Origin of the sequence: Novosphingobium arvoryzae (assembly GCF_014652615.1) — a bacterium.
Classification (GTDB): Bacteria; Pseudomonadota; Alphaproteobacteria; order Sphingomonadales; family Sphingomonadaceae; genus Novosphingobium; species Novosphingobium arvoryzae.
Genome location: NZ_BMZD01000004.1, coordinates 15,026 through 40,571, shown reverse-complemented (window position 1 = coordinate 40,571; position 25,546 = coordinate 15,026). Strand labels below are relative to the sequence as shown.

Sequence of the window (25,546 nt, the reverse complement as noted above, 5' to 3'; positions counted from 1 at the left end):
CATGAAGCGCAATTCCATCCCCGCCGTTACCGGCGCCCAGAAAGGCACCCCGATGAAGCGCCTTGCCTCCAACCTCGCCGCAGCCGCCTGCCTGGCCGCGCCGCTGGCCATGCTGCCCGTGGCGGCCCAGGCCCAGTCGGTCAGCCGCCCGGCCAGCGATGTCGTCCTGTCCATCGGGCGCGGCCAGCTGATCACCGTTGGCGGGGCGATGGCCGACGTGTTCGTCGCCAACGACCAGATCGCCGACGTGCAGGTGAAATCGCAGCGCCAGCTCTATGTGTTCGGCAAGGCCGGCGGTGAAACCACCGTCTATGCCAGCAACGCGGCGGGCGACATCATCTGGTCGGCCAACGTCCGCGTCGGCTCCAACATCGAGAGCGTCGACCAGATGCTGCGCCTGGCCATGCCGGACGCCAAGGTCGCCGTTTCGACGATGGGCACCAACACGTTCCTGCTGACCGGCACGGTCGGCGCGCCGGAAGACGCCGCCGAGGCCGAGCGCCTGGTCCAGGCCTATGTCGGCAAGGACGCGAACGTCATTTCGCGCCTGAAGATGTCGACCCCGCTGCAGGTCAACCTGCAGGTCCGGTTCGCGGAAGTCAGCCGGTCGCTGGTGAAGGAATTCAGCAGCAACCTGGCGACGCGCGACCTTACCGGGGGCTTCACCTTCGGGATGTCGCGCGGCCGCACCCCGGGCGTGATCGGCAACATGATCGACACCACGATGTTCCCGCGGCTTGACGCGTCGACCGCGCTGGGTCTGCCGGCCGGGTCGATTGCCCTGCCCTACAACCCGCAGACCGGTCAGTTCATCGTCGGCGGAACGTCCTACACCTTTGCCGGCAACCAGGCGTCCCAGACGGCGCTGGGGCTGGCGGGCAAGCTGTTCGGCATGGACATCCTGGCCGGGCTCGACATGGGCGAAAAGGTCGGCCTGGTCACCACGCTGTCCAATCCGAACCTGACCGCGCTGTCGGGCGAGACGGCCGAATTCCTGGCGGGCGGGGAATACCCGATCCCGATCAGCCAGGGCCTGGGTACGACTTCGGTCGAATACAAGAAATACGGCGTCAGCCTGGCCTATACCCCGTTCGTGCTGGCCAATGGCCGGATCTCGCTGCGGGTCCGCCCGGAAGTGTCCGAACTTTCGAGCCAGGGCGCAATCACCATCAACGGCTTCCAGGTGCCCGCACTGACCGTGCGCCGCGCCGAGACGACCATCGAACTCGGCTCTGGCCAGAGCTTCATGATCGCCGGGCTGATGAGCAACAGCGCGCAGAACACGGTTGAAAAGCTGCCGGGCGCAGGCGACCTGCCGATCCTGGGATCGCTGTTCCGCTCCACCAACTTCCGGCGGGGCGAAACCGAGCTGGTGATCATCGTCACGCCGTACCTGGTCAACCCGGTCGACGCGAACGACATCAAGCTGCCGACCGACGGCTATCAGAGCCCGGACGACATCCAGCGCGTGCTGGGCAACATGGGCAGCGACGGGAAGATGGGCGGCAAGCGCCCCGTGCCCACCGCCGCCCCGGACGCCGTCCAGTCGCCCAAGGTCGGCGACCTGATCGAACCCGCCGCCCCGGCCGCCGTGCCGACCGGCAAGAAGCCCAAGCGCAGCAAGACCCGCACCGCCAGCGCGGATGCCGCCGCTGCCGCCCCCGGCTTTGGCCTGAACTGAGAGAGGTGACCATCATGCGCATTCACTCGACCCGCACGGCCCTTGCCGCCGCGATCACCCTCTCGCTGGGCCTGTCCGCCTGTGGCGGCATTCCCACCAACCGTGGCCTGGAAAGCAACCGCCAGCCGGTGGTCCAGCGCACCAATTACACGCTGGACATCACCGCCGGCCCCGGCGGGCTGTCGCTGCCCGAACAGCGCCGTCTGGCCGGCTGGTTCGAGGCGATGGACCTGCGCTATGGTGATCGGATCGCGATCGACGATCCGCTGAAGAACGCAGCCACCCGCGCCGCGATCGAAGCCGTGGCCGGGCGCTATGGCATGCTGCTGGGCGACGAAGCGCCGGTTACCGCCGGATACGTCAACGCCGGGTCGGTGCGCGTGGTTCTGACCCGCTCCACCGCCAGCGTGCCGAACTGCCCGGACTGGTCCGCCAATTCCGACGCCAACCCGCTGAACGCGACCAATCCGAACTACGGTTGCGCCGTGAACAGCAACCTGGCCGGCATGGTCGCGGATCCGGAACACCTGATCAAGGGCGCGACGGCCAAGGGCCAGACCACGATCATGAGCTCCACCAAGGCCATCGAAACCTATCGCGGGGCCACGCCGACCGGTGAAGGCGGCCTGAAGGCCCAGTCCAGCCAGAGCGGGAAGTAAACCATGAATGCTCCTTGGAAACCCGGCACCCCGGGCAATCGCGACGCTTTCAACGCGTTCATCTGCGACGATGCGGCACTGGACGTCCTGCGCCCGGTCGTGATCGAAATGGGCTGGCAGCCTGAAAAGTGCAACAAGGGCGGCCTGCGCAATGCGGTGCAGTCGCTCTCGATCACCGCCAGCCCGAACATCCTGATGGTCGACCTGTCGGAAAGCGGCGACCCGCTGAGCGATATCAACGCGCTCGCGGAAGTCTGCGAACCGGGCACGGTCGTGATCGCGGTCGGCCAGGTCAACGATGTGCGCCTGTACCGCGACCTGCTGGCCAGCGGCATTCAGGACTACCTGCTGAAGCCGCTCTCGCCGGGTCAGGTGCGCGATGCGCTGGTCAACGCGCAGGCGATCTTCACCGCGCCCAAGAACCAGGACGTGTCCGCCGCCAAGCGGCACATCTCCACCGCGGTGATCGGAACGCGCGGCGGGGTTGGCGCTTCGACGCTCGCCACTTCGCTGGCCTGGCTGTTCAGTGCGGATGACAAGATGCCGACCGCGCTGCTGGACCTCGACGTCCACTTCGGCACCGGCGCGCTGGCGCTGGACCTGGAGCCGGGCCGCGGCCTGACCGACGCGATCGAGAATCCGGGCCGCATCGACGGGCTGTTCATCGAACGCGCGATGATCCGCGCCAACGATCACCTCGCGATCCTCTCCGCCGAGGCGCCGATGAACTCACCGCTGATGACCGACGGCGCGGCCTTCGTGCAGCTGGAGGAGGAATTCCGCCAGGCGTTCGAAATGACCGTGATCGACCTGCCGCGCAACATGCTGATCAATTTCCCGCACCTGCTGGCCGACGTGAACGTCGTCCTGCTGGTCACGGAAATGACGCTGGCATCGGCGCGCGACGCGATCCGCATCCTTTCTTGGCTGAAGGCCAACGCCGCCCACGTCCAGCCGATCGTGATCGCCAACAAGGTGCAGCCGGGCGTGGCCGAAATCAGCAAGGCCGATTTCGAAGCCTCGATCGAACGCAAGATCGGCTTCACCATCCCCTACGACATCAAGGCGGCCTCGAACGCAGCCAAGCTGGGCCAGACCTTCGCCGATGCCAACCGCTCGTCGAAGGCCGGCACCGTCATGCGCGACATTTCCAAGGCCGTGCTGGGCGTGGGCGATGGCGCGGCGGCCGATGAAGTGGTCAAGGCCAAGACCTCGCTGCTGGGCAAGTTCGACCTCAAGTCGCTGCTGCCCAAGAAGGACAAGGCCAAGGCTCCCGCTCCAGCCAACGGCTGAGCGCGGGAACCGGAATGATCTTGGGACTCCCGCGCCGCCGCGGCGGACGGGGTCCCGCTAGGGAAAGCGTGATCCGACGATGAACATGTTCCAGATCCTGCTGATCGGCGTGGGCCTGATGGCATTCATGGTCATCGGCTACATGGCGTTTGCCGGGCCGTCGGCCGCGAAGGAAAGCGCCCGCCGCCTTCAGGCCGTGCGGTTCCGCCATTCGGAAAGCACCACGGACCGGGTCGAGGCGCAGCTGCGCAAGGCCGTGGCCTCGCGCAAGCCGAAGATGCACCAGATTGCCGGTTCGGAATCGCGCATCGCCGCCCTGGCGCTGCGCCTGCACCGCACGGGCAAGGGCTGGACGCTGTCGCAGTATGTCTATGCCTCGGTCGGGCTGGGACTGGCGGTGACAGTGCTGGTCTACCTGAAATCCGGCGCGGCGATGCTGTCGCTGGGGGTGGGCCTGCTGGTCGGCGCGGGGCTACCGCACATGATCGTGGGTCACTTCATCAAGAAGCGCGGCAACGACTTCACCGCCAAGTTCCCCGATGCGATCGAGCTGCTGGTGCGCGGTCTGCGGTCCGGTCTGCCGGTGACTGAAACGCTGGGCGTGGTCTCCACCGAAGTCCCCGGCCCCGTGGGCGAAGAATTCAAGCTGGTGACCGACCGCATCCGCGTCGGCAAGACGATGGAAGACGCGCTGCAGGAAACTGCCGACCGGCTCAACACGCCCGAATTCAGCTTTTTCTGCATCACGCTGGCAATCCAGCGCGAAACCGGCGGCAACCTGGCCGAAACGCTGTCGAACCTCGCCGATGTGCTGCGCAAACGCGCGCAGATGAAGCTGAAGATCAAGGCGATGAGCTCGGAATCGAAAGCATCCGCGATCATCGTCGGCTCGCTGCCGTTCATCGTGTTCGGGCTCGTCTACTGGATGAATCCGACTTACCTGGGCGGGTTCTTCACCGATGACCGCCTGATCGTGACGGGCCTGGGTGGCCTGACGTGGATGGGCATCGGCGTGTTCATCATGGCCCAGATGGTCAACTTCGAAATCTGAGCGAGGGACAGGAACAACCGCTATGAACACCCCGCCCGGACCAACACTGCTTGGCGTCGACGTCATCTGGGTCGGCTCGATCCTTGCCGGACTTGCCGCAATGGCCGTGATGTTCGCGATCTATACCGCGGTCACCATTCGCGATCCGATGCAGAAGCGCGTCAAGTCGCTCAACGAGCGGCGCGAACAGCTGAAGGCCGGGATCATCACTCCGGCGACCAAGAAGCGCGCCAAGCTGGTGCGCAAGAACGAAACCACCGACAAGATGCGGGACACGCTGTCCTCGCTGAAGGTGCTGCAGCAAAGCCAGCTGGAAACGATCCAGCAGAAGCTGGCACAGGCCGGGATCCGCAAGAAGGAACTGGGCGTCGCGATCATCTTCGCGCGGATGGTGCTGCCGATCGTGCTGGGCGGGATCGCCGCCTTCATGATCTATGGCATCAACTATTTCCCCGCCTGGGGCGGGATGAAGCGCGTGATGGGCTTCGCCGCCGCCGTCGGCCTTGGTTACAAGGGGCCGGAACTGGTTCTGCAGAACATGATCGCCAAGCGCACCGACGCGATCCGCAAGGGCCTGCCCGATGCGCTCGACCTGCTGGTGATCTGCGCCGAGGCCGGTCTGACCGTGGACGCCGCGTTCAACCGCGTCGCCAAGGAACTGGGCCGCGCCTATCCAGAACTCGGCGATGAATTCGCGCTCACCGCGATCGAGCTGTCGTTCCTGACCGAGCGCCGGCAGGCGTTCGAGAACCTGGCCTACCGCGTCGACCTGGAAGCGGTGAAGGGCGTGACCACGACCATGGTCCAGACCGAGCGTTATGGTACGCCGCTGGCCTCCGCGCTGCGGGTGCTGTCGGCCGAATTCCGCAACGAGCGCATGATGCGCGCCGAGGAGAAGGCCGCGCGCCTTCCCGCGATCATGACCGTGCCGCTGATCCTGTTCATTCTGCCGGTGCTGTTCATCGTGATCCTTGGCCCGGCCGCCTGCTCCATCGCCGACGCCTTTTCGAAGGACTAAGCGCCGAGCCCTTACACCAGCAGAAAGGCCGCCGCGGGACATCTCCACGGCGGCCTTTCTCATTGCAGCCCGTAAGATGCGATGGGTCAGCCCGGCACGATCTCGTTCTCGATCGCCCCGAAGATGGTGTGGCCGCGCGCGTCCTTCATCTCGATCCGGACCACATCGCCATGCCGCAGGAACGGGGTCGACGCCGCCCCGGTGGCGATGGTTTCGATCATCCGCTGCTCGGCAATGCAGGAATAGCCCCGCCCGCCCGCGCTGACCGGACGGCCGGGGGAACCGTCAGGATCGCGGTTGGACACCGTGCCCGACCCGATGATTGATCCTGCCCCGATCCGCCGCGTCTTGGCCAGATGGGCAATCAGGGTGCCGAAATCGAACGTGCATTCCTCGCCCGCCTCGGCCCGGCCAAACGGCTGACCGTTCAGGTCCACTGCCAGCACGCCGTGCAGCCGCCCGCCGTCCCACGCCGCGCCCAGCGCGTCGGGCGTGGCGAACACCGGTGAGAAGTGCGTTGCGGGCTTGGACTGAACGAAGCCAAAGCCCTTGGCCAGCTCATCAGGGATCAGGTTGCGCAGGGACACGTCGTTGACCAGTCCGATCAGCCGCACATGCGCCAGCGCCTCGGCCGGGCTCACCCCTTGGGGGACGTCGCCGGTGACGACGCAGATTTCCGCTTCCATGTCGCAGCCCCACGCCTCGTCCACCAGCGTGACGGGTGCCCTGGCGCCGCGCAGATCGTCGCTGCCGCCCTGATACATCAGGGGATCGTGCCAGAAGCTTTCCGGCAGTTCCGCCCCACGCGCCTTGCGCACCAGCTCGACATGATTGACGTATGCCGAACCGTCCGCCCACTGGTAGGCGCGCGGCAATGGCGCCAGCGCGTGGCGCTCGTGAAACCGCTCACGCGGGATCGCGCCATGTTCGAGGTCGGTCGCCAGCGCGCGCAACAGCGGTTCGTACCGATCCCAGTCATCCAGCGCGGCCTGCAGGGTGGGCACCAGATGGTCCGCATCGGCATACCAGGCCAGATCGTGCGAAACGACGACCAGCCGCCCATCCCGACCATGTCCTTCGCGTGCGGGCAGGGTTGCAAGTTTCATCGCTCAATCGTCCTTCTTGCCGGGGGTCATGCTTTCCAGCTTGTGCACCTGATCGTTGATCCGGGCCAGCACAGCCTTGAAATCGCGGCGTTCCTGCGCGCTCAGCACGGCGAACAGCTGCTTTTCCATGCCCAGCGCCAGCGGCATGATTTCGGCATGCATGGCCTTGCCCGCCGCCGTCAGTTCCAGATGGTGCGAACGGCCATCGCGGTCATTCGGGCTGCGCGCGGCAAGCCCCCGGTCCTCCAGCACCTTGCACGCGCGGTTGACCGCCACCTTGTCCATCCGGGTGGCCCCGACCAGATCGCGCTGGGTCAGCGCCCCGGCATCGCCCAGCACCGCCATCACCCGCCATTCGGGAATTTTCAGGCCAAAGCGCTCGCGATATTTGCCCGCCACCAGATCCGACACCGCATTGGTGGTGACGGACATCAGGTAGGGCAGGAAATCAGACAGACGGGATGATCGGGCAGGCATGGCAAACTGGTTCCTGTTGCAACCAGATGGCTACGCCCTGCCGCAGCAAAGCGCAACGGGAAACGCGCGGACTCAGGCTGGTTTGACCCGATCGGGCGCCGCAGCCGCCACGGCGGGCAGAGCGTTCAGTTCGGCATCGATCCGCACCAGCCGGGGATAGGCGTCGACCGGCACGCCGAAACGACGGGCGCTGAACATCTGCGGCACCAGGCAGACATCGGCAAGGTCGGGCGCACTGCCACCCAGCAGCCCCGATTCCGGCGCGGATGCTTCCAGCGCTGCCAGCCCGTCACCCAGCCAGCGCTGCAGCCAGCCGTCAATCGCCGCCTTGTCCTGCCCCATCTCGTGGCGCAAGTATTGCTGCACGCGCAGGTTCTGCAACGGATGGACTTCCGCCGCGATGGTCAGCGCCCGCGCCCAGGTCAGCGCCCGCACCGCCGGATCGGCGGGCAACAGACGCGGTTCGGGAAAGCGGGCATCCAGATAGTCGATGATCGCCAGCGACTGGCTGATCCGGTGCCCGTCAATCTCCAGCAGCGGGATCAGCCCCAGCGGGTTGAGCGCGCGATAATCGTCCCCGCGCTGGTCTCCGGCGACGAGATCCACCTCCACCGCACGATAGGCCACGCCCTTCAGGTTCAGCGCGATCCGCACGCGATAGGCGGCAGAGGACCGCCAGTAATCGTGCAGCACGACTTCGTCCGCCATCACAACACCCTTCCTGCAACCGCATGCAACCTGGCCCGCAAGACCGGATCGCGCTGCGCCGGGGCGGTCATGACCGCGTTGTCCAGTGCCGTATCGATCGGGCTGGCGCTGCGCTGCGCGGGCAGTGACGCGGCAAAGCGGCGCACCACCCGATGCGCCAGCGCGACGTTGCGGTGCATCACCGCCAGCACATCCTCCACGCTCACCGCCTCGCCCTCGCGCCAGCTGTCATAGTCCGTCACCATGGCCAGCAGCCCATAGGGCAGCTCCGCTTCGCGGGCGAGGCGCGCTTCGGGCATGGCGGTCATCCCGATCACGTCCGCGCCCCAGGTCCGGTACATCCGGCTTTCCGCGCGGGTCGAGAATTGCGGCCCCTCCATCGCCAGATAGCAGCCGCTCCGGTGCACCATTCCGCCTTCGCCCTCGGCCGCATCGGCCAGCCCGGCCGACAGGCGCGGACAGACCGGATCGGCCATGCTGACATGCGCGACGATGCCTGCTTCGAAGAAGCTGTTTTCCCGGCTGCTGGTGCGGTCGATGAACTGGTCCACCGCCACGAAATGGCCCGGCTTCATCGCCTCGTTCAACGAGCCGATGGCCGACAGCGCGATCACGTCGGTCACGCCGCAGCGTTTCAGCACATCGATGTTGGCGCGGTAGTTGACCAGCGCGGGCGGAGTCCGGTGCCCCGGTCCGTGGCGCGGCAGGAAGGTAAAGCGTACCCCGGCCAGCGTCCCGGTCGTCACCGGCGCGGAAGGCGCGCCGAACGGGCTGGAAACATCTATCTCCTGCGCATCGTCCAGCCCGATCCCGGCCGCCAGCCCGGACCCGCCGATCACGCCGATATGCCAGGGCGCGCTCATTGATGCGCCAGGATGCCTGCCATGATGAAGTCGATGCAATGCTCGCGGTACGCTTCGCGCAACTCGTCGGTCAGCGTGTCGGTATCGAAGCAGTGCTTGAGCACCAGCCGGGCGGAAAAGAACCGGTCGGCCGCGCCGGTGGCGGTGAAATAGAACAGCTGCGGGTTCACGTTGCGGAATACACCCTGCTTCACCCCGTCCTTGATCAGGCGGTCATAGGCGCGGTGCAGCGGCATGAGGTAGGCATTGGCGATCCGCTGCGCTTCCTCGTCATCGCTTTCGCGCACCAGCCGCATCAGCAGCCGGTTGAGGTAGGGCGTCTTGAAGAACGTATCGACCATCGCCCCGATGTGCCGCCGCAGCCGGGCATCGGGTGCCATGTCCTTGGCCATCAGCGCATCGACCGAGGTGACGATATCCGCCATGTCCCGATCCAGCAGGGCGCGCATCAGTCCGGCCTTGTTGCCGAAGTAATACTTCACCAGCGCCGAATTGAGCCCGGAGCGCAGCGACAGTTCCGACAGCGAGATATCCACGATGTCGCCCTCGCGCATGATGTCCGATGCGGTCTGCAACAGCAGCTCGCGGGCACCTGCGCCGGCCTCGCCGTCGGTCTTGTGCGCGCTGTCGGTCATTCGTACGGCGGCTCCTCACCCCACCACGGGTAAAAGTCGGGCATATCGGCAGAAACCCGGCCAGGGAAGGCGGGCGGCCGCTTCTCCAGGAAGCTTTGCACACCTTCCTTCGCGTCAACCCCCTTCGACAGGCGATAGATCGCGCGGCTGTCCACCTTGTGCGCTTCCATGGGGTGCGCGCCGGGCGGGATGCGCCACAGCATCGCGCGGGTCATCGCCACCGACACGGCCGAGGTGTTGTCGGCAATTTCCCGCGCCAGCCCGCGCGCCGCATCCAGCAGTTCGCCCTGCGGATGGACTGAACGCACCAACCCGCCGCGCAGCGCTTCCTGAGCGTCGAAAATGCGCCCCGTCATGCACCATTCCAGCGCCTGGCTGGTGCCGACAAGGCGCGGCAGGAACCAGCTGGAGCAGGCTTCCGGCACGATCCCGCGCCGTGCGAAGACAAACCCATAGCGCGCATTTTCCGAGGCAAGCCGGATGTCCATCGGCAGCTGCATGGTGATGCCCACGCCCACGGCCACGCCATTGCACGCGCCGATCAGCGGCTTCTTCGACTGATAGAGCCGCAGCGTCAGCAACCCGCCGCCATCGCGCACGCGCGGATCGGACAGGTCCTCTACCGCCTCGCCGCTGGCGAACACCGCGCGGCCGTCCTCGGGCGTCAGATCGGCACCGGCGCAATAGGCGCGGTCCCCTGCCCCGGTGAAAATCACCGCCCGCACGCTGTCATCGGCGTCGGTACGGTCCATGGCGTCGTTGATTTCCGCCATCATCGTGCCGGTGAAGGCATTGAGCTTTTCCGGCCGGTTGAGCGTCAGCGTGGCGATCCCCTCGCTGATGTCGAGGCTGATCTGCGAATAACCCATTGCCTTCTCCCAGTCATGTTGCCTGCGCGCCCGCTTGGCCGGGCATCGTCAGGTTCCCCGTCCGGACTCCGGCAGAGCGGCGTCCGGACGGGCCAGTTTCCCGCTTAGCGCGGGGTCATGCGAATGCCGCCGTCGAGGCGCACGTCCTCGCCGTTGAAATAGCCGTTCTCGATCATGCACATGGCGAGGTTGGCATATTCCGCCGGGTTGCCCAGGCGCTTGGGGTTGAGCACCGAAGCGCCCAGCGCATCGCGCACGTTCTGCGGCGCACCGGCCAGCAGCGGGGTATCGAAGATGCCCGGCAGGATGGTGTTGACACGGATGTTCTCGCTGGCGAGGTCGCGGGCGATCGGCAGGGTCATGCCAACCACGCCGCCCTTCGAGGCGGAGTAGGCAGCCTGGCCCATCTGGCCGTCTTCGGCAGCGACCGAGGCGGTGTTGACGATAGCGCCGCGATCGCCGTCTTCCTGCGGCTCCAGCGTCATCATGCCGGCGGCCGACTTGGCGATGCAGCGGAACGTGCCGACCAGGTTGATCTGGACGATCCAGTTGAACGCATCGAGCGGGAAGTGCTTAATCGAACCGTCCTCCTTGCTGCGGCTAGCGGTCTTGATCGCGTTGCCGGTGCCGGCGCAGTTGACCAGAATGCGCTCCTGCCCGTGGGCTTCGCGCGCCTTGGCGAACGCGGCATCGACGCTGGCGTCGTCGGTCACGTTGCATTCGCAGAACACACCGCCGATTTCAGCGGCAACGGCTTTGCCCTTTTCTTCCTGCAGATCGAAAATGGCGACCTTCACGCCCTTGGCGGCCAGCGCGCGGGCCGTGGCGGCGCCAAGGCCGGAAGCACCACCGGTAACGACGGCGGCAACAGTGTTGTCGAGCTTCATGTTTGGTATCCTCTTGGATGGAAGGGAATGCAGCCCCCGCACACGGCAGGGGCTGCCGGATGCGTTCAGACCATTTCGACGATCGTGACGTTGGCGACGCCGCCACCTTCGCACATCGTTTGCAGACCATACTTGCCGCCGCGCGCCTTGAGGGCGTTGAGCAGGGTCGACATCAGCTTGGTGCCCGAAGCCCCCAGCGGATGGCCCAGCGCGATCGCGCCGCCGTTGACGTTCAGCTTGTCCGGGTCCGCGCCGGTGTGCTTGAGCCAGGCCATCGGGACCGAAGCGAACGCTTCGTTCACTTCATAGAGGTCGATGTCCCCGATCTTGAGGCCGGCCTTGGCTAGCGCCTTGTCGGTGGCGAACAGGGGTTCTTCCAGCATGATAACCGGATCGCCCGCGGTCACCGTCAGCGTGTGAATGCGGGCCAGCGGGGTCAGGTTGTAACGCTTGAGCGCCGCTTCCGACACCACCAGCGCGGCCGACGAACCATCACAGATCTGGCTGGAGCTGGCCGCCGTCAGCGCGCCGCCTTCGGACAGCAGCTTGACGCCCGAAATGCTTTCCAGCGTCGCGTCGAAACGGATGCCTTCGTCCTGGGTGTGCATGGCCGGGCCATCGGGCGTCTCGATCTCGATCGGCACGATTTCGTTGGCGAACGCGCCTGCGTTGGTGGCGGCAATCGCGCGCTGGTGGCTGGTCAGGGCGAAGCGGTCGAGATCGTCCTTGGTAAAGCCGTGCTTTTTGACGATCATTTCGGCGCCCATGAACTGGGACCACATCACGCCGGGATACTTCGCTTCGAGGCCCGGCGACTTGTACGTGCCCAGCCCTTCCTTGGCGTGGAACATCGCGCTGGTGCCCATCGGCACGCGGGTCATACTTTCGACGCCCGCCGCGATCACCACATCCATCGTGCCCGACATCACCGCCTGCGCGGCGAACTGGATCGCCTGCTGCGAGGAACCGCACTGGCGGTCGATCGTCACCGCCGGGGTCGACTGCGGCAGCCGCTTCGACGCGAGCACGGCATTGCGGCCGACCTGCCCGGCCTGTTGCCCCGCCTGCGTGACGCAGCCCATGATCACGTCCTCGATCCCCGCCGGGTCCACCCCCGTGCGGCCAACCAGCGCATCGAGCGCGGCGGCAGCCAGATCGACCGGATGGACCCCCGCCAGACGGCCCCCACGGCGACCACCGGCCGTGCGCACTGCATCAACGATATAGGCTGTCGCCATGTTCCGACTCCTTCTCCGAAAGCAATTTAATCGATCGATTAAAGGTCCGGGCGACGAGCGTCAAGCGGGACTGCCAACAGGCGGACAATCGCGCCGCCGCAGCAGCGCTGTTGCAGAAACGACACAGCAATGCCGTAAATCCGCCATTCAGGAAATCCTGATTTGCAACCCACCCGCACGTGCAACAATGTGTCGCCATTGGGCTTTTATCCGAAAGTCCTTGGGTTGCTCGCGAACGGACTGGTTCCCCGCAACTCCTTTCCAGACTTTTCCCGTGCATAGCGGGCTGAAGATCAAGGGGCTTAAAAGTATGAAGTTTATCCGGAAGTCTGCGCTCAACAGCGCGACCTGCCTGTCCAGCGCGGCGCTTGCCGTGGCGCTGTTCGGCCTTGGCACCACCGGCACCGCCTTTGCGCAGGAAGCCGCTGCCGATGCCGCCGCATGCGAAGACACCAACAACAACGGCGTGTGCGATTCGGAAGAAACCACGCAGATCGTCGTCACCGGTTCGCGCATCGCCCGCCCGACGCTGAGCTCGCCCGTGCCGCTGACTTCCGTCAACGTGGCCGAGCTGACCGACACCGGCGACGTTTCGCTGGGTGACGCGCTCAACGACCTGCCGTCGCTGCGCTCGACCTTCAGCCAGGGCAACTCGACCCGCTTCATCGGCACCTCGGGCCTCAACATCCTCGACCTGCGCGGCCTCGGCATTTCGCGCACGCTGGTGCTGGTCAACGGCAAACGCCACATCACCGCGCTGCCGGGTGACTATCTGGTTGACGTGAACACCATCCCGGTCGACCTGCTGTAACGCGTCGACGTGGTGACCGGCGGTAACTCGGCCGTGTACGGGTCGGACGCCGTGGCCGGCGTCGTCAACTTCGTGCTGAAGCGCAGCTTCGAGGGCCTCTCGCTGCGCGGCCAGGGCGGTATCTCGTCGCGCGGGGACCGTGGCAGCTACTTCGTGGCCGGCACCTGGGGCAAGAACTTCGCCGATGGCCGCGGCAACATCGCCGTTTCGGCCGAATATGCCCGCCAGGAAGAAGTGCGCTTCCTGTCGCGCGATTATCTGACCGGCGCCCTCTCGGGCCGCTGCCAGTTCCAGACGGTCGAACCGACCGCGGGTGAGCCCAACGGCACCGACGGCATCTTCGATACCGCCTTCGAATGCGGCGTGAAGAACGGCTCGATCTCGGACGGCGGCACGATCGGCCGCGTCGGCGTGGGCCAGTACCTGCGCTTCAACGACGCGGGCCGCCTCTATGTTGACGTGCCGGAAGGCAATTACGAACTCGGTGGTTCGACCAACATCAAGGGCGGCAACGGTTCGACCCTGCGCAACACCGGGCAGATGCTGCCCAAGGGTGAGCGCATGGCCTTCAACCTGCTGACCCACTTCGACGTGTCGGAAGCGTTCCGTCCGTTCCTCGAAGCCAAGTACGTGCGCACCCGCGCCAATCAGGAAGGCCAGCCGACGTTCATTGCCTCGGCCACCTTCAACCCGACCTGGTATTGCGACAACGGCTTCATCACCGCTGCCAACCGCGCAACGCTGGTCGCCAACGGCGTCTGCACGACCGGTGCGACCAATGCGGGCACGTTCCCGCTGTCGCGCTTCAACGTTGACCTGGGCGGCCGTGGCGAAACCCACACTCGCGAAACCTATCGCATCGTCGGCGGTGCTGAAGGCACGTTCAACGATGACTGGAGCTACGAACTCTCGCTGAACTACGGCGAACTGAAGACCAAGATGAACGCGATCAACGTCGCGCGCATCCGCAATGACGCCGGCACCGCGCCGGACGGCATGGCGCTGGCGGTCGATGCCGTGCTGGCCCCGGTCGGCTTCGCCGGCAGCAACTTCGTGCTCAACGGCGATGGGCAGAAGGTGATCTGTCGCGTCAATGCGGTCACCAACACCCGCACGGACTGCGTGCCGCTGAACCTGTTCGGCTATGGCCAGTCGACCGAAGCGGCCCGCGCGTTCTCCAACGGCACCGCGACCCGCAACGAAAAGGCGACCCAGTTCGTCGCTTCGGGCAGCGTCAGCGGCGACCTGTCGCAGCTGTTCGAACTGCCGGGCGGCCCGATCAGCTTCGCGCTGGGCGGCGAATATCGCGAAGAAACCGCGTTCAGCGATTACGACACCGCCTCCAAGAACGGCGCGTTCTTCTTCAACCGCTTCTCCACCTTCGCGCCGCCGAAGCTGACGGTGAAGGAAGCGTTTGGCGAAGTCAGCATCCCGCTGCTGCGCGAAATGCCGCTGGCCCATGAACTGACCGTCAGCGGCGCTGGCCGCGTGTCGGACTACAACACCGCAGCCGGCACCGTCTGGGCGTGGAACGTTCAGGGCATCTATGCGCCGATCCCGGATGTGCGGTTCCGCGCCGCCTACGCGACCTCGGTCCGCGCCCCGACGCAGAGCGACCTGTTCTCCCCGCAAACGCAGAACTTCGCGCAGCTGGGCGATCCGTGCGACACGATCAACATCTCCAGCAACCCGAACCGGGCCGCAAACTGCGCAGCAGCCGGCGTGCCGACCACGTTCAACGCCGCCACGGTGGCTGCGTGCACCGGCAGCTCGGTTCCGGCCGACCAGCGTGAGCTGGGCGATCCCTGGGTGAACTGCACCGCGCGGACTTCGTCGACCGGCTTCGTTTCGGGCGGCAACCCCACCCTGGTGCAGGAACGCGGCAAGAGCCTTACCCTGGGTCTGGTGCTGGAGCCCCGGTTCATTCCGGGCCTGAACCTGACGGTCGACTACTATCGCATCAAGGTGACGAACCTGATCGCCGCCCTGGGCGCCCAGACCATCGTCAACCTGTGCTATGACAGCGCAACGGGCATCAACAACCCGTTCTGCGCGACCGTGAACCGCGATGCGGCCACCGGCCTGTTCGTGCAGCCGGCGGTGATCTCGGGCGGGGTCAACTTTGCCAAGCAGGAAACGCGCGGCATCGACCTTGACCTGAGCTATCGCAAGACCTTCGACAACGGCCAGAAGCTGACCGTGCGTGCGATCGCCACCCGCGTGACCATGCTGGACAACTACACCGATCCCACCAACCCGACTGTGCCGAACCGTCAGCTGGGCGAACTGGGTGACCCGCTGTGGGCTGCCAACTTCTCGGTCGCCTATGACTTCGGCGCGGTCGATGTCGGCTATTCGGTGCGCTACATCGGCAAGCAGGCGATCGGCGCCTGGGAAGCCCAGCACCAGTACACGGGCCTGTGCCCCTCGACCGGTGCGGGCCGTGGCCTGACCGGCCTGTCGGGCCGCAGCTGCACCCCCGGCCAGCTGGCCACGCTGGATCCGCAGAACCTCGATCAGTTCCCGGAAGTCTACTATCCGGGCCGCATCTATCACAACATGCGGATCAACTACGAGCTGCCCGACAAGAAGTTCAACTTCTATGTCGGCATCGACAACCTGACCGACGTGAAGCCGCCGTTCGGCCTGCTGGGCACTGCCAGCGGCGATCCGTACGACACCTTCGGTCGCTATGTGTACGCCGGGTTCAAGGCGAACTTCTAAGTTCGCCGCCCCAGCGCGGGACACATGAAAAGGGCGGCGTGGCACCAGCCACGCCGCCCTTTCTCTTTGGTCCTGGCGGTTGAACCGGATCAGGCCACGCTGATGTTCAGCGCGCCGTCGCCCTCGTCGATCTTCACGGTGCTGCCATCGGGAATTTCCCCGCCCAGCAGCTTTTCCGCCAGTGGATCCTGCAAGTAGAGCTGCACCGCCCGCTTGAGCGGCCGCGCGCCATAGACCGGATCGTAACCGACCCGGCCCAGCCACCGCTTGGCGGCATCGGTCAGGTCCAGCACGATCTTGCGGTCCTTCAGCAGCTTGGCGACCCGGCCGACCTGGATATCGACGATCGGGGCCATATGCTCCTGGCCCAGGCGGTGGAACAGGATGATCTCGTCCAGCCGGTTCAGGAATTCGGGGCGGAAATGCCCGCGCACGACTTCCATCACCTGCGGCTCGACCATTTCCACGCTCTGCCCTTCTTCCAGGTTCGCCAGATACTGGCTGCCCAGGTTGCTGGTCAGGATGATCAGCGTGTTGGTGAAATCCACCACCCGGCCCTGCCCGTCGGTCAGACGGCCATCGTCCAGCACTTGCAGCAGCACGTTGAATACGTCGCTGTGCGCCTTCTCGACCTCGTCGAACAGCACGACCTGATAGGGCCGCCGCCGCACCGCCTCGGTCAGGACGCCGCCCTCGTCATAGCCGACATAGCCCGGAGGCGCGCCGATCAGGCGGCTGACAGAGTGCTTCTCCATGAACTCGCTCATGTCGATGCGGACCATCGCGGTATCGTCGTCGAACAGGAAGCCTGCCAGCGCCTTGGTCAGTTCGGTCTTGCCGACGCCCGTCGGGCCAAGGAACAGGAAGCTGCCGAGCGGCCGGTTCGGATCCTGCAGACCGGCGCGCGCGCGGCGCACCGCCTTCGACACGGCCACGACCGCGTCCTGCTGGCCGATCACGCGCTGGCCGATCACCTGCTCCATCTTGAGCAGCTTTTCGCGCTCGCCCTCCATCATCCGGTCGACCGGCACACCGGTCCACCGGCTGACCACGGCGGCGATGTCGTCAGCGGTGACTTCCTCGCGCAGCAAGGCATTTTCAGCCTGGCCCTGGGCTTCGGCGAGCTGGCGTTCCAGTTCCGGAATGCGCCCGTAAGACAGCTCGCCCGCCTTCGCGAGGTCGCCCGCTCGCTGCGCCTGTTCCAGCTCAAGCCGCGCGGCATCCAGCGCTTCCTTGATCTTGCCCTCGGCGGCGATCTTGTCACGCTCGTTCTGCCAGCGCGTGGTCAGTTCGGCCGACTGCTGCTCCAGGTTGGCCAGTTCCTCGCGCAGGGCGGCCAGACGGTCCTTCGATGCCTGGTCGGTCTCCTTGGCGAGCGCCATCTCCTCGATCTTCAGCTGGATGATCCGGCGATCGAGCACCTCGATTTCCTCGGGCTTGCTTTCCACTTCCATGCGGATGCGGCTGGCAGCCTCGTCCATCAGGTCGATCGCCTTGTCGGGCAGGAACCGGTCCGCGATGTAGCGGTTCGACAGCGTCGCCGCCGCGACAATCGCGTTGTCCGCGATCCGCACGCCGTGGTGCAGCTCGTAGCGGTCCTTGAGCCCCCGCAGGATCGAGATCGTGTCCTCGACCGTGGGTTCGCCCACGAACACCGGCTGGAACCGGCGTTGCAGCGCAGGGTCCTTCTCGACGTGCTTCTGGTATTCATCCAGCGTGGTCGCGCCGATGCAGTGCAGTTCGCCGCGCGCGAGTGCAGGCTTGAGCAGGTTGGACGCATCCATCGCGCCCTCGCCCTTGCCCGCCCCGATCAGGGTGTGCATCTCGTCAATGAACAGGATGATCTCGCCCTCGGCGCCCTTCACTTCGTCGAGCACGGCCTTCAGCCGCTCCTCGAACTCGCCGCGATACTTCGCCCCCGCGATCAGCGCCCCCATGTCGAGGCTCATCAGGCGGCGGTCCTTCAGGCTGTCGGGCACGTCGCCGTTGGCGATGCGCAGCGCCAGCCCTTCCGCAATCGCGGTCTTGCCGACGCCGGGCTCGCCGATCAGCGCCGGGTTGTTCTTGGTCCGCCGGGCGAGGATCTGCACCGTCCGGCGGATTTCCTCGTCGCGGCCGATCACCGGGTCCAGCTTGCCATCGCGCGCGGCCTGGGTCAGATCGCGGGCATACTTCTTCATCGCGTCATAGGCATTTTCGGCGCTGGCATTGTCTGCGCTGCGCCCGCCGGTGACTTCCTGAATCGCGGTTTCCAGCGCCCGCGGATCGACGTTCGCGGCCTTCAGCGCCTGGCCCGCCGGGTTGGTCAACCCCAGCGCCAGCGCCTGCAGGATGCGCTGCACGGCAACATAGCTGTCGCCCGCCTTGGCCGAGAGCTGCTCGGCCTGGTCAAGCATCCGCACCGTGTCGTTGTCGAGCCCCGGCGTCTGCTGCGCGCCGCCACCGGTCACCGCCGGAATCTTGGCCAGCGCCTTGTCGGTTTCGGCCTGCGCGATGCCCACGTTGCCGCCCGCGCGGGTGATCAGCCCGGCCGCCATGCCTTCATTATCTTCCAGCAGCGCCTTGAGCACGTGCTCGGGCGTGATCCGCTGATGGTTCATACGGATCGCAACAGTCTGTGCGCTCTGGAGAAAACCCTTGGCGCGGTCGGTAAATTTTTCGAGGTTCATGGTGTGTCAGCCTCCTGTCACACCCTCAGGTAGTGTTGCCAAATCGCAACACAAGAGGTGCCGACAAGAAATTACACCAGCAGTGTCCCCGGACAAGTGGTGGGCGCTAACGGGCTCGAACCGCTGACCCTCTCGGTGTAAACGAGATGCTCTACCAACTGAGCTAAGCGCCCCCTTGCGGAGAAGGGGCGCTATTACCGGGTTTGGCGGGTCCGTCAATCGGCCTAATTGACCGTCGCGTCATAGGTGACGGCAAAACTGGCCGAGGCACTCAGGGTCGGCCGGGCAATCGTGATCGTGGTGCCCGAAATGCTGGCACCGGTGGGATCGCTCTCGTCGGCGTCGGTGGCGTTGTCATCTTCAACCGTGCTGGCCGCCGCACACGTTGTGCCGCTCAGCATGGAGCCCGGCACGTAGGTCAGCGTCGGGGGCAAGGGATCGGTCGCCAGCACTGTGCCCGCAGTAGCCGGGCCGGCATTGGTGATTGTCAGGCAATAGCGCACCCGTGCACCGGGAATCGCCTTGAACCCCGAACCATTCACCCCATCGCTGACCAGTGTCATGGTCTTGCTGACGCCGATCGATGCCCCTTGCACGGCAAAGCTGCCTTCATCGATGTTCCACCAGTTCGCCATGATCTGCGGCGTTCCCAGACCGTTGCGATGGACCAGACCGTTGTTGCCCGAACCGAATGTGCTGGTACTGGCATCGCGGGCATAGACCCTGACCAGCCAGCCTGTGCTGCTGGGCGTATTGAGGGGAATGATCTGCTGGAAGCTGCCCCATACGGCATCGTTAGCGGCCCCATCGCCGTGCGCGCCGTCGTTATAGAGCACCACGCCGGTCAAATAGGGCGATCCATCAGGGTTGAAGATGTCTGCCAGCACCGGATTGCCAGCGCCGGTCGGGCGGGCATCGACGGTCGCGAGGACGCGAACGCTCTGCCCGGGGGCGAGATTGCCAAGCGGACTGGTCACCGCCACTCCAAAGCCCTGCGCGGCCCCGACTGTGCCTGTGACAACCGACCATTCCACGTCGTCGATATGGAACCAGCTGCGGAACAGTTCCGTCTGGTTGGTGGAAATCCGCAGTGTCACAGTCTGCCCCGCAAACGCGGCGAGCGAATAGCTGCGCGTCCACCACGCTTCCGCACGATAGGCCACCGTCATGCCGGCGGTGTGGACCCCGGCCGACGTCATGTCGAAGCCGTTGTAATGCCCGTAACCGGCAGCGAGAAGTCCGACCGCGTTGGCTCCGATGTTTGGTGAGTTGGGGTAGGTGGTATAAGAAGCCAGGCTATTGCCGACGATTTCGGTGACCGCGCCGCCGGACGTCACGACGCTGATCACCAGATTGTCGAAGCTCTCCGCATCCCAGCCCTGGGTTCGCCAGTTTACGGTCAGATTACCGGGGTTTACGGCGGGCACCGAGATTTGACGGGTCAGGACCGCGGCGTCGACCTGATAGGCCCCGGTCGTTGGTTCATTGTTGGTCCGCGCGCCCAGCAGGTAGGAAAGATTGCCGGTCCGGGGATTTCCCGTGACGTTGCGCGGGTTGTCGTTGATCGGCGAGCCATCGGACGTAATGCTTAGCGTTTCGGCAGGGCGGACCTGCAAGTCGTAGAGTGCATTGCTGCGGGTGGCGCTGGTCCAGCCAGTGGGGAGCTGGGTGCCCGCAGCGCTGTGTTCGAAATTGCCGTTGATCCGCGTCTGGGTGGAAGCGGCCTTGGTACCGTTCTGGGTGATGTCGAAATAGACGTAGTAGGTCTGTGCGCCGCCATCCTCGACCAGCCAGCGCACTTCGCCGCGCGTGGCAGTGGTATCGGTCGCTCCGGCATAGATGCTGTCGTTGTATTCCTGCGTGGCCGCAAGCGTGCCACCCGGGCGCACAACGCGCACAGAGTTGGCATCGAACGTGCCGGAGATGCCCATCTGGGTCATCAAGGCGGCGAAATCGACGTCGACTTTCGCGGTGCTGTTCACGCTTGACCCGGCAGGCAGTGTCACCGGCACGCGGTAGTGCCAGTCCGAGCCAGTGCCCACACCATCCGGGTCCCACCAGCCAGGCGATGACCGTAGCGCCGCATCGGCACGGGTAACGAGCGCGATCAGCGCCAGCACCGCTGCGAACAGGCCCGCAAGAATGGCGAAAGAGCGCCGCATGGCCTTGATATAACGTGGTTAACCGGAAGAAACCGTTTCCCCCAAATTACGGATAACCCCGTATCTTGCACTCAGACGACTGCCAGTCCCCCCGCCCCGACTTGCGCGAAATAGCGGAACATGCCGTCGGCAGCACTATCGGTCAGGGCAATGAATGCCCGGCGGCGGTCCGAGGGGTCCTCCACCCGCTTGAGCAGGCCCGCATCGGTCATCTGCCCGATCCAGCGCAGCGCGGTCGTGGGCGGAACACCGCTGGCGATGCACAGGCTGGTCACCGAAACCTGTGCGTGCTCGGCGCGGGCTGCGGTCAGGTCCAGCAGGATGTCCCAGGCCGGATCGGCAAACAGTTCCCCGTCGAAGAACCGCGCGCGGGCCTGCCGGTTGCGGATGATCTGGCGGATCATGCGCGCATCCGGCAGGGCAGACCGCGCGGGGGCAACCAATCGGTCACCGGGATCGTCACCCTGCGCGGCGAAGGCCGGGCGCGGGCTTTCAAAGCGGAATGCGCCTTTAGCCCGCCCCGCTGTGGCCGGCGCACCTTCCAGTCCGCCCAGCCGCTGGGCCAGTTGGGCCACCTGCTCGGTCAGGCGCAGCAAGGTCAGCCGGTCCTGCTCTTCAAGTTCGCGCACGTGCAGCCCTGGCGCATAGGCGAGCGCCCGCCCCAGGGCGATCATCCGTTCGGCCCGGCTGGGGGCGATCAGGATCTGCGGCGCGGACTGATCAAGGCACCCGAACACCGCATCCAGCGCATCGAGGCTGGTGGAAACGATCAGCTGCGCCCCGGCATTTGCCACGCGCATGTCCAGCCGCGCCAGTGCGGCAAGCCGCGCCCCGGCCATGTCCGGGCAATCCAGCAAGACCACGTCCCCCAGCGGGCGGATCGCGTCATCCAGCAGGCTGTCGACCGGCTCTGCCGCCACGATCCGAAAGCCAGCCAGTTCGGCGTCTTCGCACATTTGCGTTCGCACCATTGCCCGGTCGGCAAACACCGACAAGGCCAGCGGCAAGGTCACCGCGTCGCCCGCTTCCACCGGGGCATACGCGAAATTGGCTGGGGGCATGGCGTTCCGACTCCTGCTCGATACGAACAAGAGTAGAACAAACCGGGATTATGTCAAGAATGGAGCGAAGGCGCGCTCAATCCACGAAGGGATCGCGCACCAGGATCGTGTCTTCGCGCTCAGGGCTGGTGGAAACCAGCGCCACCGGCGTTTCGATCAGTTCCTGCACGCGCTGGATATACTTGATCGCCTGCGCGGGCAGATCGGCCCACGAACGCGCCCCGGCGGTGGTGCCGCTCCAGCCTTCCATTTCCTCGTAGATCGGCTCGACAGCGGCCTGATCGGCGGCGTGGCTGGGGTAGTAGTCCAGCACTTTGCCATGCAGGCGATAGCCGGTGCAGATCTTCACCGTTTCAAATCCGTCCAGCACGTCCAGCTTGGTCAGCGCAATGCCGGTGACGCCCGAAATCGCACAGGACTGGCGCACCAGCACGGCATCGAACCAGCCGCAGCGGCGCTTGCGCCCGGTAACGGTGCCGAATTCGTGGCCGCGCTCACCCAGCCGCTGGCCGGTGGCGTCTTCCAGTTCGGTCGGGAACGGGCCGGAGCCGACGCGGGTGGTGTAGGCCTTGACGATGCCCAGCACGAAGCCGGTGCTCGACGGGCCCAGCCCCGAACCGCTGGCGGCCGTGCCGCTGACGGTGTTGGAGCTGGTAACGAAGGGATAGGTGCCATGATCGACGTCGAGCAGCACGCCCTGCGCACCTTCGAACAGGATGCGCGCGCCAGCCTTGCGAACGGTGTTGAGCCGCTTCCACACCGGTTGGGCGTATTGCAGCACAAACGGCGCAATTTCCTTGAGCTCGGCGAGCAGCGCGGCGCGGTCCACCGGCGGCTGGCCAAAGCCCGCGCGCAGCGCGTCGTGATGGGCGCAAAGCCGGTCCAGCTGGCTGTCCAGCGCATCGAGGTGCGCCAAATCGCACACGCGGATTGCGCGGCGGCCGACCTTGTCTTCATAAGCCGGGCCGATCCCCCGCCCGGTGGTGCCGATCTTGCCCGAACCGGCAGCCGCTTCACGCAGACCGTCCAGATCGCGGTGCAGCGGCAGGATCAGCGGGCAGTTGTCGGCAATGGCGAAGTTGTCGGTGTTGATGACAACCCCCTGCCCTTCCAGCTTTTCGATTTCCGACTTGAGGTGCCAGGGATCCAGCACCACGCCGTTGCCGATGATCGACAGCGTACCGGTGACGATGCCCGACGGGAGCAGGCTGAGCTTATAGACCTGTTCGCCCACAACGAGCGTATGGCCGGCATTGTGGCCGCCCTGAAAACGCACCACGGCATCGGCGCGGCTGGCGAGCCAGTCGACAATCTTGCCCTTGCCTTCATCGCCCCACTGGGCGCCGATCACGGTAACATTGGCCACGGCGGAAAGAATCCTTATCCGACTGAAAATCCGCGCGGGCCGTAGGGGATGCAGCCCACAAGGGCAAGGCGCGGCGGGGCATAAACCGTAACTATTCGTGCCGCGTTCAGGTGCGGCGGGGCATCAACGCCATGCTACCGTGGAGATTGTCGATGCGAAACACCGTGATCCTGTCCCTCGCCGCGCTGGGCCTGATCGGCGCCAGCGTGGCCGATGCCCGCCCCGCCGGAAAATGGCGTGAGCGCATCGCCGAGCGGATCGCCGCACGCAGCCAGGCCTCCAGCGCCCCGGCGGCAGCCGCACCGCAAACGTTGAGCTATGGCAGCAACCCGCTGCAAGTGCTGGACTTCTATCGCGCGCAAGGCACCGCCAAGCCGGCGCCGCTGGTGCTGTTCGTCCACGGCGGCGGGTGGAAACGGGGCAGCAAGGACAATGCCGCGGGCGGATGGAAACAGGTGCACTATCCGGCCAGCGGCTATGCCTATGCCTCGATCAATTACCGACTGGTGCCCGATGCCACGGTGGAACAGCAAGCCGCCGATGTGGCGACCGCGCTGGCGCACCTGCTGAAGCGGGCCGATGCGCTGGGGATCGATCGTGGCCGCGTGGTGCTGATGGGCCACAGCGCCGGCGCGCACCTGGTGGCACTGGTCGGTACGGACGAACAATACTTGCGCGGCGCGGGGCTGTCGTTCGCGGACGTGGACGGGGTGATCCCGATTGACGGAGCGGCCTATGACGTGCCCGCGCAAATGCGCGATGGGCCGCCCATCATGCAGGATACCTATGCCCAGGCGTTCGGCAACGACCCGGCCCGCCAACGGGCACTTTCCCCCACCTTGCAAGCTGCCGCGCCCAATGCGCCCGCGTTCCTGATCCCGCACGTCCAGCGGCCCGACGGCATCCGCCAGTCCGACGCACTGGCAGCTGCGCTGCGCAGCGCCGGGGCGCGGGCGGAAACCGCCAGTTTCGATGGCACCGGGCTGAAAGGCCACGCCGAAATCAACCGCAGCATGGGCGATCCGGCTTATGCCGCAACACCGGTCGTGGATGCGTGGCTGAAGCGGGTGTTCGGGGGTTAGACCCGCACCGCCTCGCCATTTTCCAGCCGGTGGGTGCAGCCCAGCGCCGCCGGATCGCAATCCGCGCAGACCGCCGCAACCGTGCGCCAGCCAACCGCGCGCAGCCGTGCGGCAGCCTCGGCGTCATGGCCCAGCGGCAGGAACAGCGTGTCGCGCGGGGCATCGGCTGCGGCCAGCGCGTCGATCAACTCGTCGGGGTAGAGCGAGAAGCCGATGGCCGGTTCCTGCGCACCCGCGTCCGCGCCCAGAATGGTATAGCTGCCGCCCCGGCCCAGCGCGCCGGACACATCGGCGGCATAGATCGTGAAGCCGAACCAGCTTTGATATTCGAACCCGTGGCGCTCGCTGGGGTCCAGCGTCAGCCGGGCAAGGCTCTTCACCCGCCCCGCGATCTCGCGCAGAGCGGCAATGCGCGAGGCCAGAGCGCCGCCCGCATCGATCGCGGCGAGCCGCTCGATCGCGGCGTCGAACGGGCCGATTGCGGTGAGTAGCGGGAGGTAAGCCTCACCCCCGGCTGCGACCAGTCCGCCCGCGTCCTTGGCATCGAGTTCGCGGCGCACCGCCTCGACCTTGTCCGCGTCCAGCGGCAAGGCCTTGGCGGCCAGCGTATCGACCAGATCGGGCAGCGTGAAATCGACCGACAGGCCGGTTGCGCCCGCCGCGCGCAGGGCTTCCAGCGCCACGGCCAGCACTTCGCCCGCTGCGCTGACGGCATCGCTGCCGATCAGTTCCGCGCCAAGTTGCAAGCGCTCACGCGTGGGGTCCAGCCCGTCGCCCTTGATGGTGATGACCTGGCCCGCATAGCACAGCCGCAGGGGCCGCGAAGCGCCGCCAAGGCCCGTGGCGGCAATGCGGCCAATCTGCACGGTCATGTCGCTGCGCAGCGCCATCATCCGCAGCGAAGCCGGATCGACAAACCGGAACATCCGGCGCGGCTGCACGCCTGCCATGCGGCTGGCCATCGACTTTTCGAACTCGATCGTCGGGGGCTGGACGCGGTCGTAACCGTGGCTGTCCAGCACGTCCATGATCGCCCGCGTTACCCGCGCCGCAGCGGCAGCGCTGGCGGGCAGCCGGTCCTCAAGCCCTTCGGGCAACAGATCGCGATCGGTATCCATATTCCTCAAGCCCCGACGGGTGGCACACATGAAACTCCCCTCCCCAGACCGGGAGGGGAGCCTTTTAC

Annotated in this window: 21 protein-coding genes and 1 tRNA gene; 8 read left to right on the top strand and 14 right to left on the bottom strand. The window is 66.0% G+C overall.

The features are described from left to right. Position 1 precedes the first annotated feature (1 nt). The 5 genes from IE113_RS09410 to IE113_RS09390 all read left to right on the top strand — a co-directional run bounded on the left by IE113_RS09410 (position 2) and on the right by IE113_RS09390 (position 5,702). The gene (locus IE113_RS09410) at positions 2-1,681 is read left to right on the top strand and encodes a type II and III secretion system protein family protein (RefSeq protein WP_373297859.1); all 1,680 of its coding nucleotides are present in this window, start codon (positions 2-4) and stop codon (positions 1,679-1,681) included. Positions 1,682-1,695: 14 nt separating this feature from the next. Continuing rightward, the gene (locus IE113_RS09405; RefSeq protein WP_189540787.1) at positions 1,696-2,340 is read left to right on the top strand and encodes a CpaD family pilus assembly protein; all 645 of its coding nucleotides are present in this window, start codon (positions 1,696-1,698) and stop codon (positions 2,338-2,340) included. 3 nt (positions 2,341-2,343) lie between these two features. Next, positions 2,344-3,633 (top strand): P-loop NTPase family protein, encoded by a 1,290-nt coding sequence (locus IE113_RS09400; RefSeq protein ID WP_189540785.1) that lies wholly within the window; start codon positions 2,344-2,346, stop codon positions 3,631-3,633. Between the two features lie 79 nt (positions 3,634-3,712). After that, a complete protein-coding gene (locus IE113_RS09395; protein ID WP_189540782.1) occupies positions 3,713-4,684 on the top strand; it encodes a type II secretion system F family protein in 972 nt (323 codons plus the stop codon). Between the two features lie 22 nt (positions 4,685-4,706). Next, positions 4,707-5,702, top strand: a complete 996-nt coding sequence (locus tag IE113_RS09390) for a type II secretion system F family protein (protein ID WP_189540780.1) — start codon at positions 4,707-4,709, stop codon at positions 5,700-5,702. 86 nt (positions 5,703-5,788) lie between these two features. Here the strand turns inward: IE113_RS09390 and IE113_RS09385 are convergent, their stop codons facing one another. From IE113_RS09385 to IE113_RS09350, 8 genes are all read right to left on the bottom strand, one after another. Continuing rightward, the gene (locus IE113_RS09385) at positions 5,789-6,808 is read right to left on the bottom strand and encodes a fumarylacetoacetate hydrolase family protein (RefSeq protein ID WP_189540777.1); all 1,020 of its coding nucleotides are present in this window, start codon (positions 6,806-6,808) and stop codon (positions 5,789-5,791) included. Positions 6,809-6,811: 3 nt separating this feature from the next. Continuing rightward, positions 6,812-7,285 (bottom strand): MarR family winged helix-turn-helix transcriptional regulator, encoded by a 474-nt coding sequence (locus IE113_RS09380; RefSeq protein WP_189540775.1) that lies wholly within the window; start codon positions 7,283-7,285, stop codon positions 6,812-6,814. 72 nt (positions 7,286-7,357) lie between these two features. Further along, positions 7,358-7,993 carry a maleylacetoacetate isomerase gene (maiA, locus tag IE113_RS09375; RefSeq protein ID WP_189540773.1) on the bottom strand — a complete coding sequence of 212 codons (636 nt, stop codon included), beginning with the start codon at positions 7,991-7,993 and terminating at the stop codon, positions 7,358-7,360. Then, a complete protein-coding gene (gene mtnP, locus IE113_RS09370) occupies positions 7,993-8,856 on the bottom strand; it encodes an S-methyl-5'-thioadenosine phosphorylase (protein WP_189540771.1) in 864 nt (287 codons plus the stop codon). Before mtnP ends, maiA begins: the two co-directional genes overlap by 1 nt. Further along, positions 8,853-9,491 (bottom strand): TetR family transcriptional regulator, encoded by a 639-nt coding sequence (locus IE113_RS09365; protein ID WP_189540769.1) that lies wholly within the window; start codon positions 9,489-9,491, stop codon positions 8,853-8,855. Before IE113_RS09365 ends, mtnP begins: the two co-directional genes overlap by 4 nt. After that, positions 9,488-10,360, bottom strand: a complete 873-nt coding sequence (locus IE113_RS09360) for a crotonase/enoyl-CoA hydratase family protein (RefSeq protein ID WP_189540767.1) — start codon at positions 10,358-10,360, stop codon at positions 9,488-9,490. The genes IE113_RS09365 and IE113_RS09360 overlap by 4 nt, the downstream gene beginning before the upstream one ends. Positions 10,361-10,464: 104 nt before the next feature. Continuing rightward, positions 10,465-11,247 carry an SDR family NAD(P)-dependent oxidoreductase gene (locus IE113_RS09355; RefSeq protein WP_189540766.1) on the bottom strand — a complete coding sequence of 261 codons (783 nt, stop codon included), beginning with the start codon at positions 11,245-11,247 and terminating at the stop codon, positions 10,465-10,467. A gap of 65 nt (positions 11,248-11,312) precedes the next feature. Then, on the bottom strand, positions 11,313-12,485 hold the full coding sequence (locus IE113_RS09350; RefSeq protein ID WP_189540763.1) for an acetyl-CoA C-acetyltransferase: 1,173 nt from the start codon (positions 12,483-12,485) through the stop codon (positions 11,313-11,315). A 310-nt stretch (positions 12,486-12,795) separates the two neighbouring features. On the opposite strand from IE113_RS09350, the gene IE113_RS09345 reads away from it, so the two are divergent. Next, a complete protein-coding gene (locus IE113_RS09345; RefSeq protein WP_189540761.1) occupies positions 12,796-13,296 on the top strand; it encodes a TonB-dependent receptor plug domain-containing protein in 501 nt (166 codons plus the stop codon). A 12-nt stretch (positions 13,297-13,308) separates the two neighbouring features. Continuing rightward, positions 13,309-16,020: a TonB-dependent receptor domain-containing protein gene (locus IE113_RS09340; RefSeq protein ID WP_189540760.1), complete on the top strand. Its 2,712-nt coding sequence runs from the start codon at positions 13,309-13,311 to the stop codon at positions 16,018-16,020. Between the two features lie 89 nt (positions 16,021-16,109). On the opposite strand, the gene clpB is transcribed toward IE113_RS09340, so the two are convergent. The 5 genes from clpB to IE113_RS09315 form a co-directional block, all read right to left on the bottom strand. Further along, positions 16,110-18,689, bottom strand: a complete 2,580-nt coding sequence (clpB, locus tag IE113_RS09335; protein ID WP_189540758.1) for an ATP-dependent chaperone ClpB — start codon at positions 18,687-18,689, stop codon at positions 16,110-16,112. Positions 18,690-18,786: 97 nt separating this feature from the next. Continuing rightward, a tRNA-Val gene (locus tag IE113_RS09330) sits at positions 18,787-18,862 on the bottom strand. Positions 18,863-18,913: 51 nt separating this feature from the next. Continuing rightward, entirely contained in the window at positions 18,914-20,851 is a 1,938-nt protein-coding gene (locus IE113_RS09325; protein ID WP_189540756.1) for a DUF11 domain-containing protein, read from the bottom strand. Positions 20,852-20,922: 71 nt separating this feature from the next. Continuing rightward, complete coding sequence (locus IE113_RS09320) at positions 20,923-21,912, bottom strand: winged helix DNA-binding protein (RefSeq protein WP_189540754.1); 990 nt, start codon at positions 21,910-21,912, stop codon at positions 20,923-20,925. 76 nt (positions 21,913-21,988) lie between these two features. Continuing rightward, positions 21,989-23,278, bottom strand: a complete 1,290-nt coding sequence (locus IE113_RS09315; RefSeq protein ID WP_189540753.1) for an adenylosuccinate synthase — start codon at positions 23,276-23,278, stop codon at positions 21,989-21,991. 152 nt (positions 23,279-23,430) lie between these two features. On the opposite strand from IE113_RS09315, the gene IE113_RS09310 reads away from it, so the two are divergent. Beyond that, a complete protein-coding gene (locus IE113_RS09310) occupies positions 23,431-24,360 on the top strand; it encodes an alpha/beta hydrolase (RefSeq protein WP_189540751.1) in 930 nt (309 codons plus the stop codon). On the opposite strand, the gene IE113_RS09305 is transcribed toward IE113_RS09310, so the two are convergent. Continuing rightward, complete coding sequence (locus IE113_RS09305) at positions 24,357-25,478, bottom strand: ATP phosphoribosyltransferase regulatory subunit (protein WP_189540749.1); 1,122 nt, start codon at positions 25,476-25,478, stop codon at positions 24,357-24,359. The genes IE113_RS09310 and IE113_RS09305 overlap by 4 nt on opposite strands. Between the last annotated feature and the right edge of the window lie 68 nt (positions 25,479-25,546).

What these genes read in the sequence shown, in the direction of transcription:
- IE113_RS09350 (WP_189540763.1), bottom strand. Translation starts at nt 12,485, where the DNA reads ATGGCGACAGCCTATATCGTTGATGCAGTGCGCACGGCCGGTGGTCGC.
- IE113_RS09310 (WP_189540751.1), top strand. Translation starts at nt 23,431, where the DNA reads ATGCGAAACACCGTGATCCTGTCCCTCGCCGCGCTGGGCCTGATCGGC.
- IE113_RS09320 (WP_189540754.1), bottom strand. Translation starts at nt 21,912, where the DNA reads ATGCCCCCAGCCAATTTCGCGTATGCCCCGGTGGAAGCGGGCGACGCG.
- IE113_RS09345 (WP_189540761.1), top strand. Translation starts at nt 12,796, where the DNA reads ATGAAGTTTATCCGGAAGTCTGCGCTCAACAGCGCGACCTGCCTGTCC.
- IE113_RS09355 (WP_189540766.1), bottom strand. Translation starts at nt 11,247, where the DNA reads ATGAAGCTCGACAACACTGTTGCCGCCGTCGTTACCGGTGGTGCTTCC.
- IE113_RS09325 (WP_189540756.1), bottom strand. Translation starts at nt 20,851, where the DNA reads ATGCGGCGCTCTTTCGCCATTCTTGCGGGCCTGTTCGCAGCGGTGCTG.
- IE113_RS09305 (WP_189540749.1), bottom strand. Translation starts at nt 25,478, where the DNA reads ATGGATACCGATCGCGATCTGTTGCCCGAAGGGCTTGAGGACCGGCTG.
- IE113_RS09405 (WP_189540787.1), top strand. Translation starts at nt 1,696, where the DNA reads ATGCGCATTCACTCGACCCGCACGGCCCTTGCCGCCGCGATCACCCTC.
- IE113_RS09400 (WP_189540785.1), top strand. Translation starts at nt 2,344, where the DNA reads ATGAATGCTCCTTGGAAACCCGGCACCCCGGGCAATCGCGACGCTTTC.
- IE113_RS09385 (WP_189540777.1), bottom strand. Translation starts at nt 6,808, where the DNA reads ATGAAACTTGCAACCCTGCCCGCACGCGAAGGACATGGTCGGGATGGG.
- IE113_RS09380 (WP_189540775.1), bottom strand. Translation starts at nt 7,285, where the DNA reads ATGCCTGCCCGATCATCCCGTCTGTCTGATTTCCTGCCCTACCTGATG.
- IE113_RS09365 (WP_189540769.1), bottom strand. Translation starts at nt 9,491, where the DNA reads ATGACCGACAGCGCGCACAAGACCGACGGCGAGGCCGGCGCAGGTGCC.
- maiA (WP_189540773.1), bottom strand. Translation starts at nt 7,993, where the DNA reads ATGGCGGACGAAGTCGTGCTGCACGATTACTGGCGGTCCTCTGCCGCC.
- IE113_RS09390 (WP_189540780.1), top strand. Translation starts at nt 4,707, where the DNA reads ATGAACACCCCGCCCGGACCAACACTGCTTGGCGTCGACGTCATCTGG.
- mtnP (WP_189540771.1), bottom strand. Translation starts at nt 8,856, where the DNA reads ATGAGCGCGCCCTGGCATATCGGCGTGATCGGCGGGTCCGGGCTGGCG.
- IE113_RS09360 (WP_189540767.1), bottom strand. Translation starts at nt 10,360, where the DNA reads ATGGGTTATTCGCAGATCAGCCTCGACATCAGCGAGGGGATCGCCACG.
- IE113_RS09410 (WP_373297859.1), top strand. Translation starts at nt 2, where the DNA reads ATGAAGCGCAATTCCATCCCCGCCGTTACCGGCGCCCAGAAAGGCACC.
- IE113_RS09395 (WP_189540782.1), top strand. Translation starts at nt 3,713, where the DNA reads ATGAACATGTTCCAGATCCTGCTGATCGGCGTGGGCCTGATGGCATTC.
- clpB (WP_189540758.1), bottom strand. Translation starts at nt 18,689, where the DNA reads ATGAACCTCGAAAAATTTACCGACCGCGCCAAGGGTTTTCTCCAGAGC.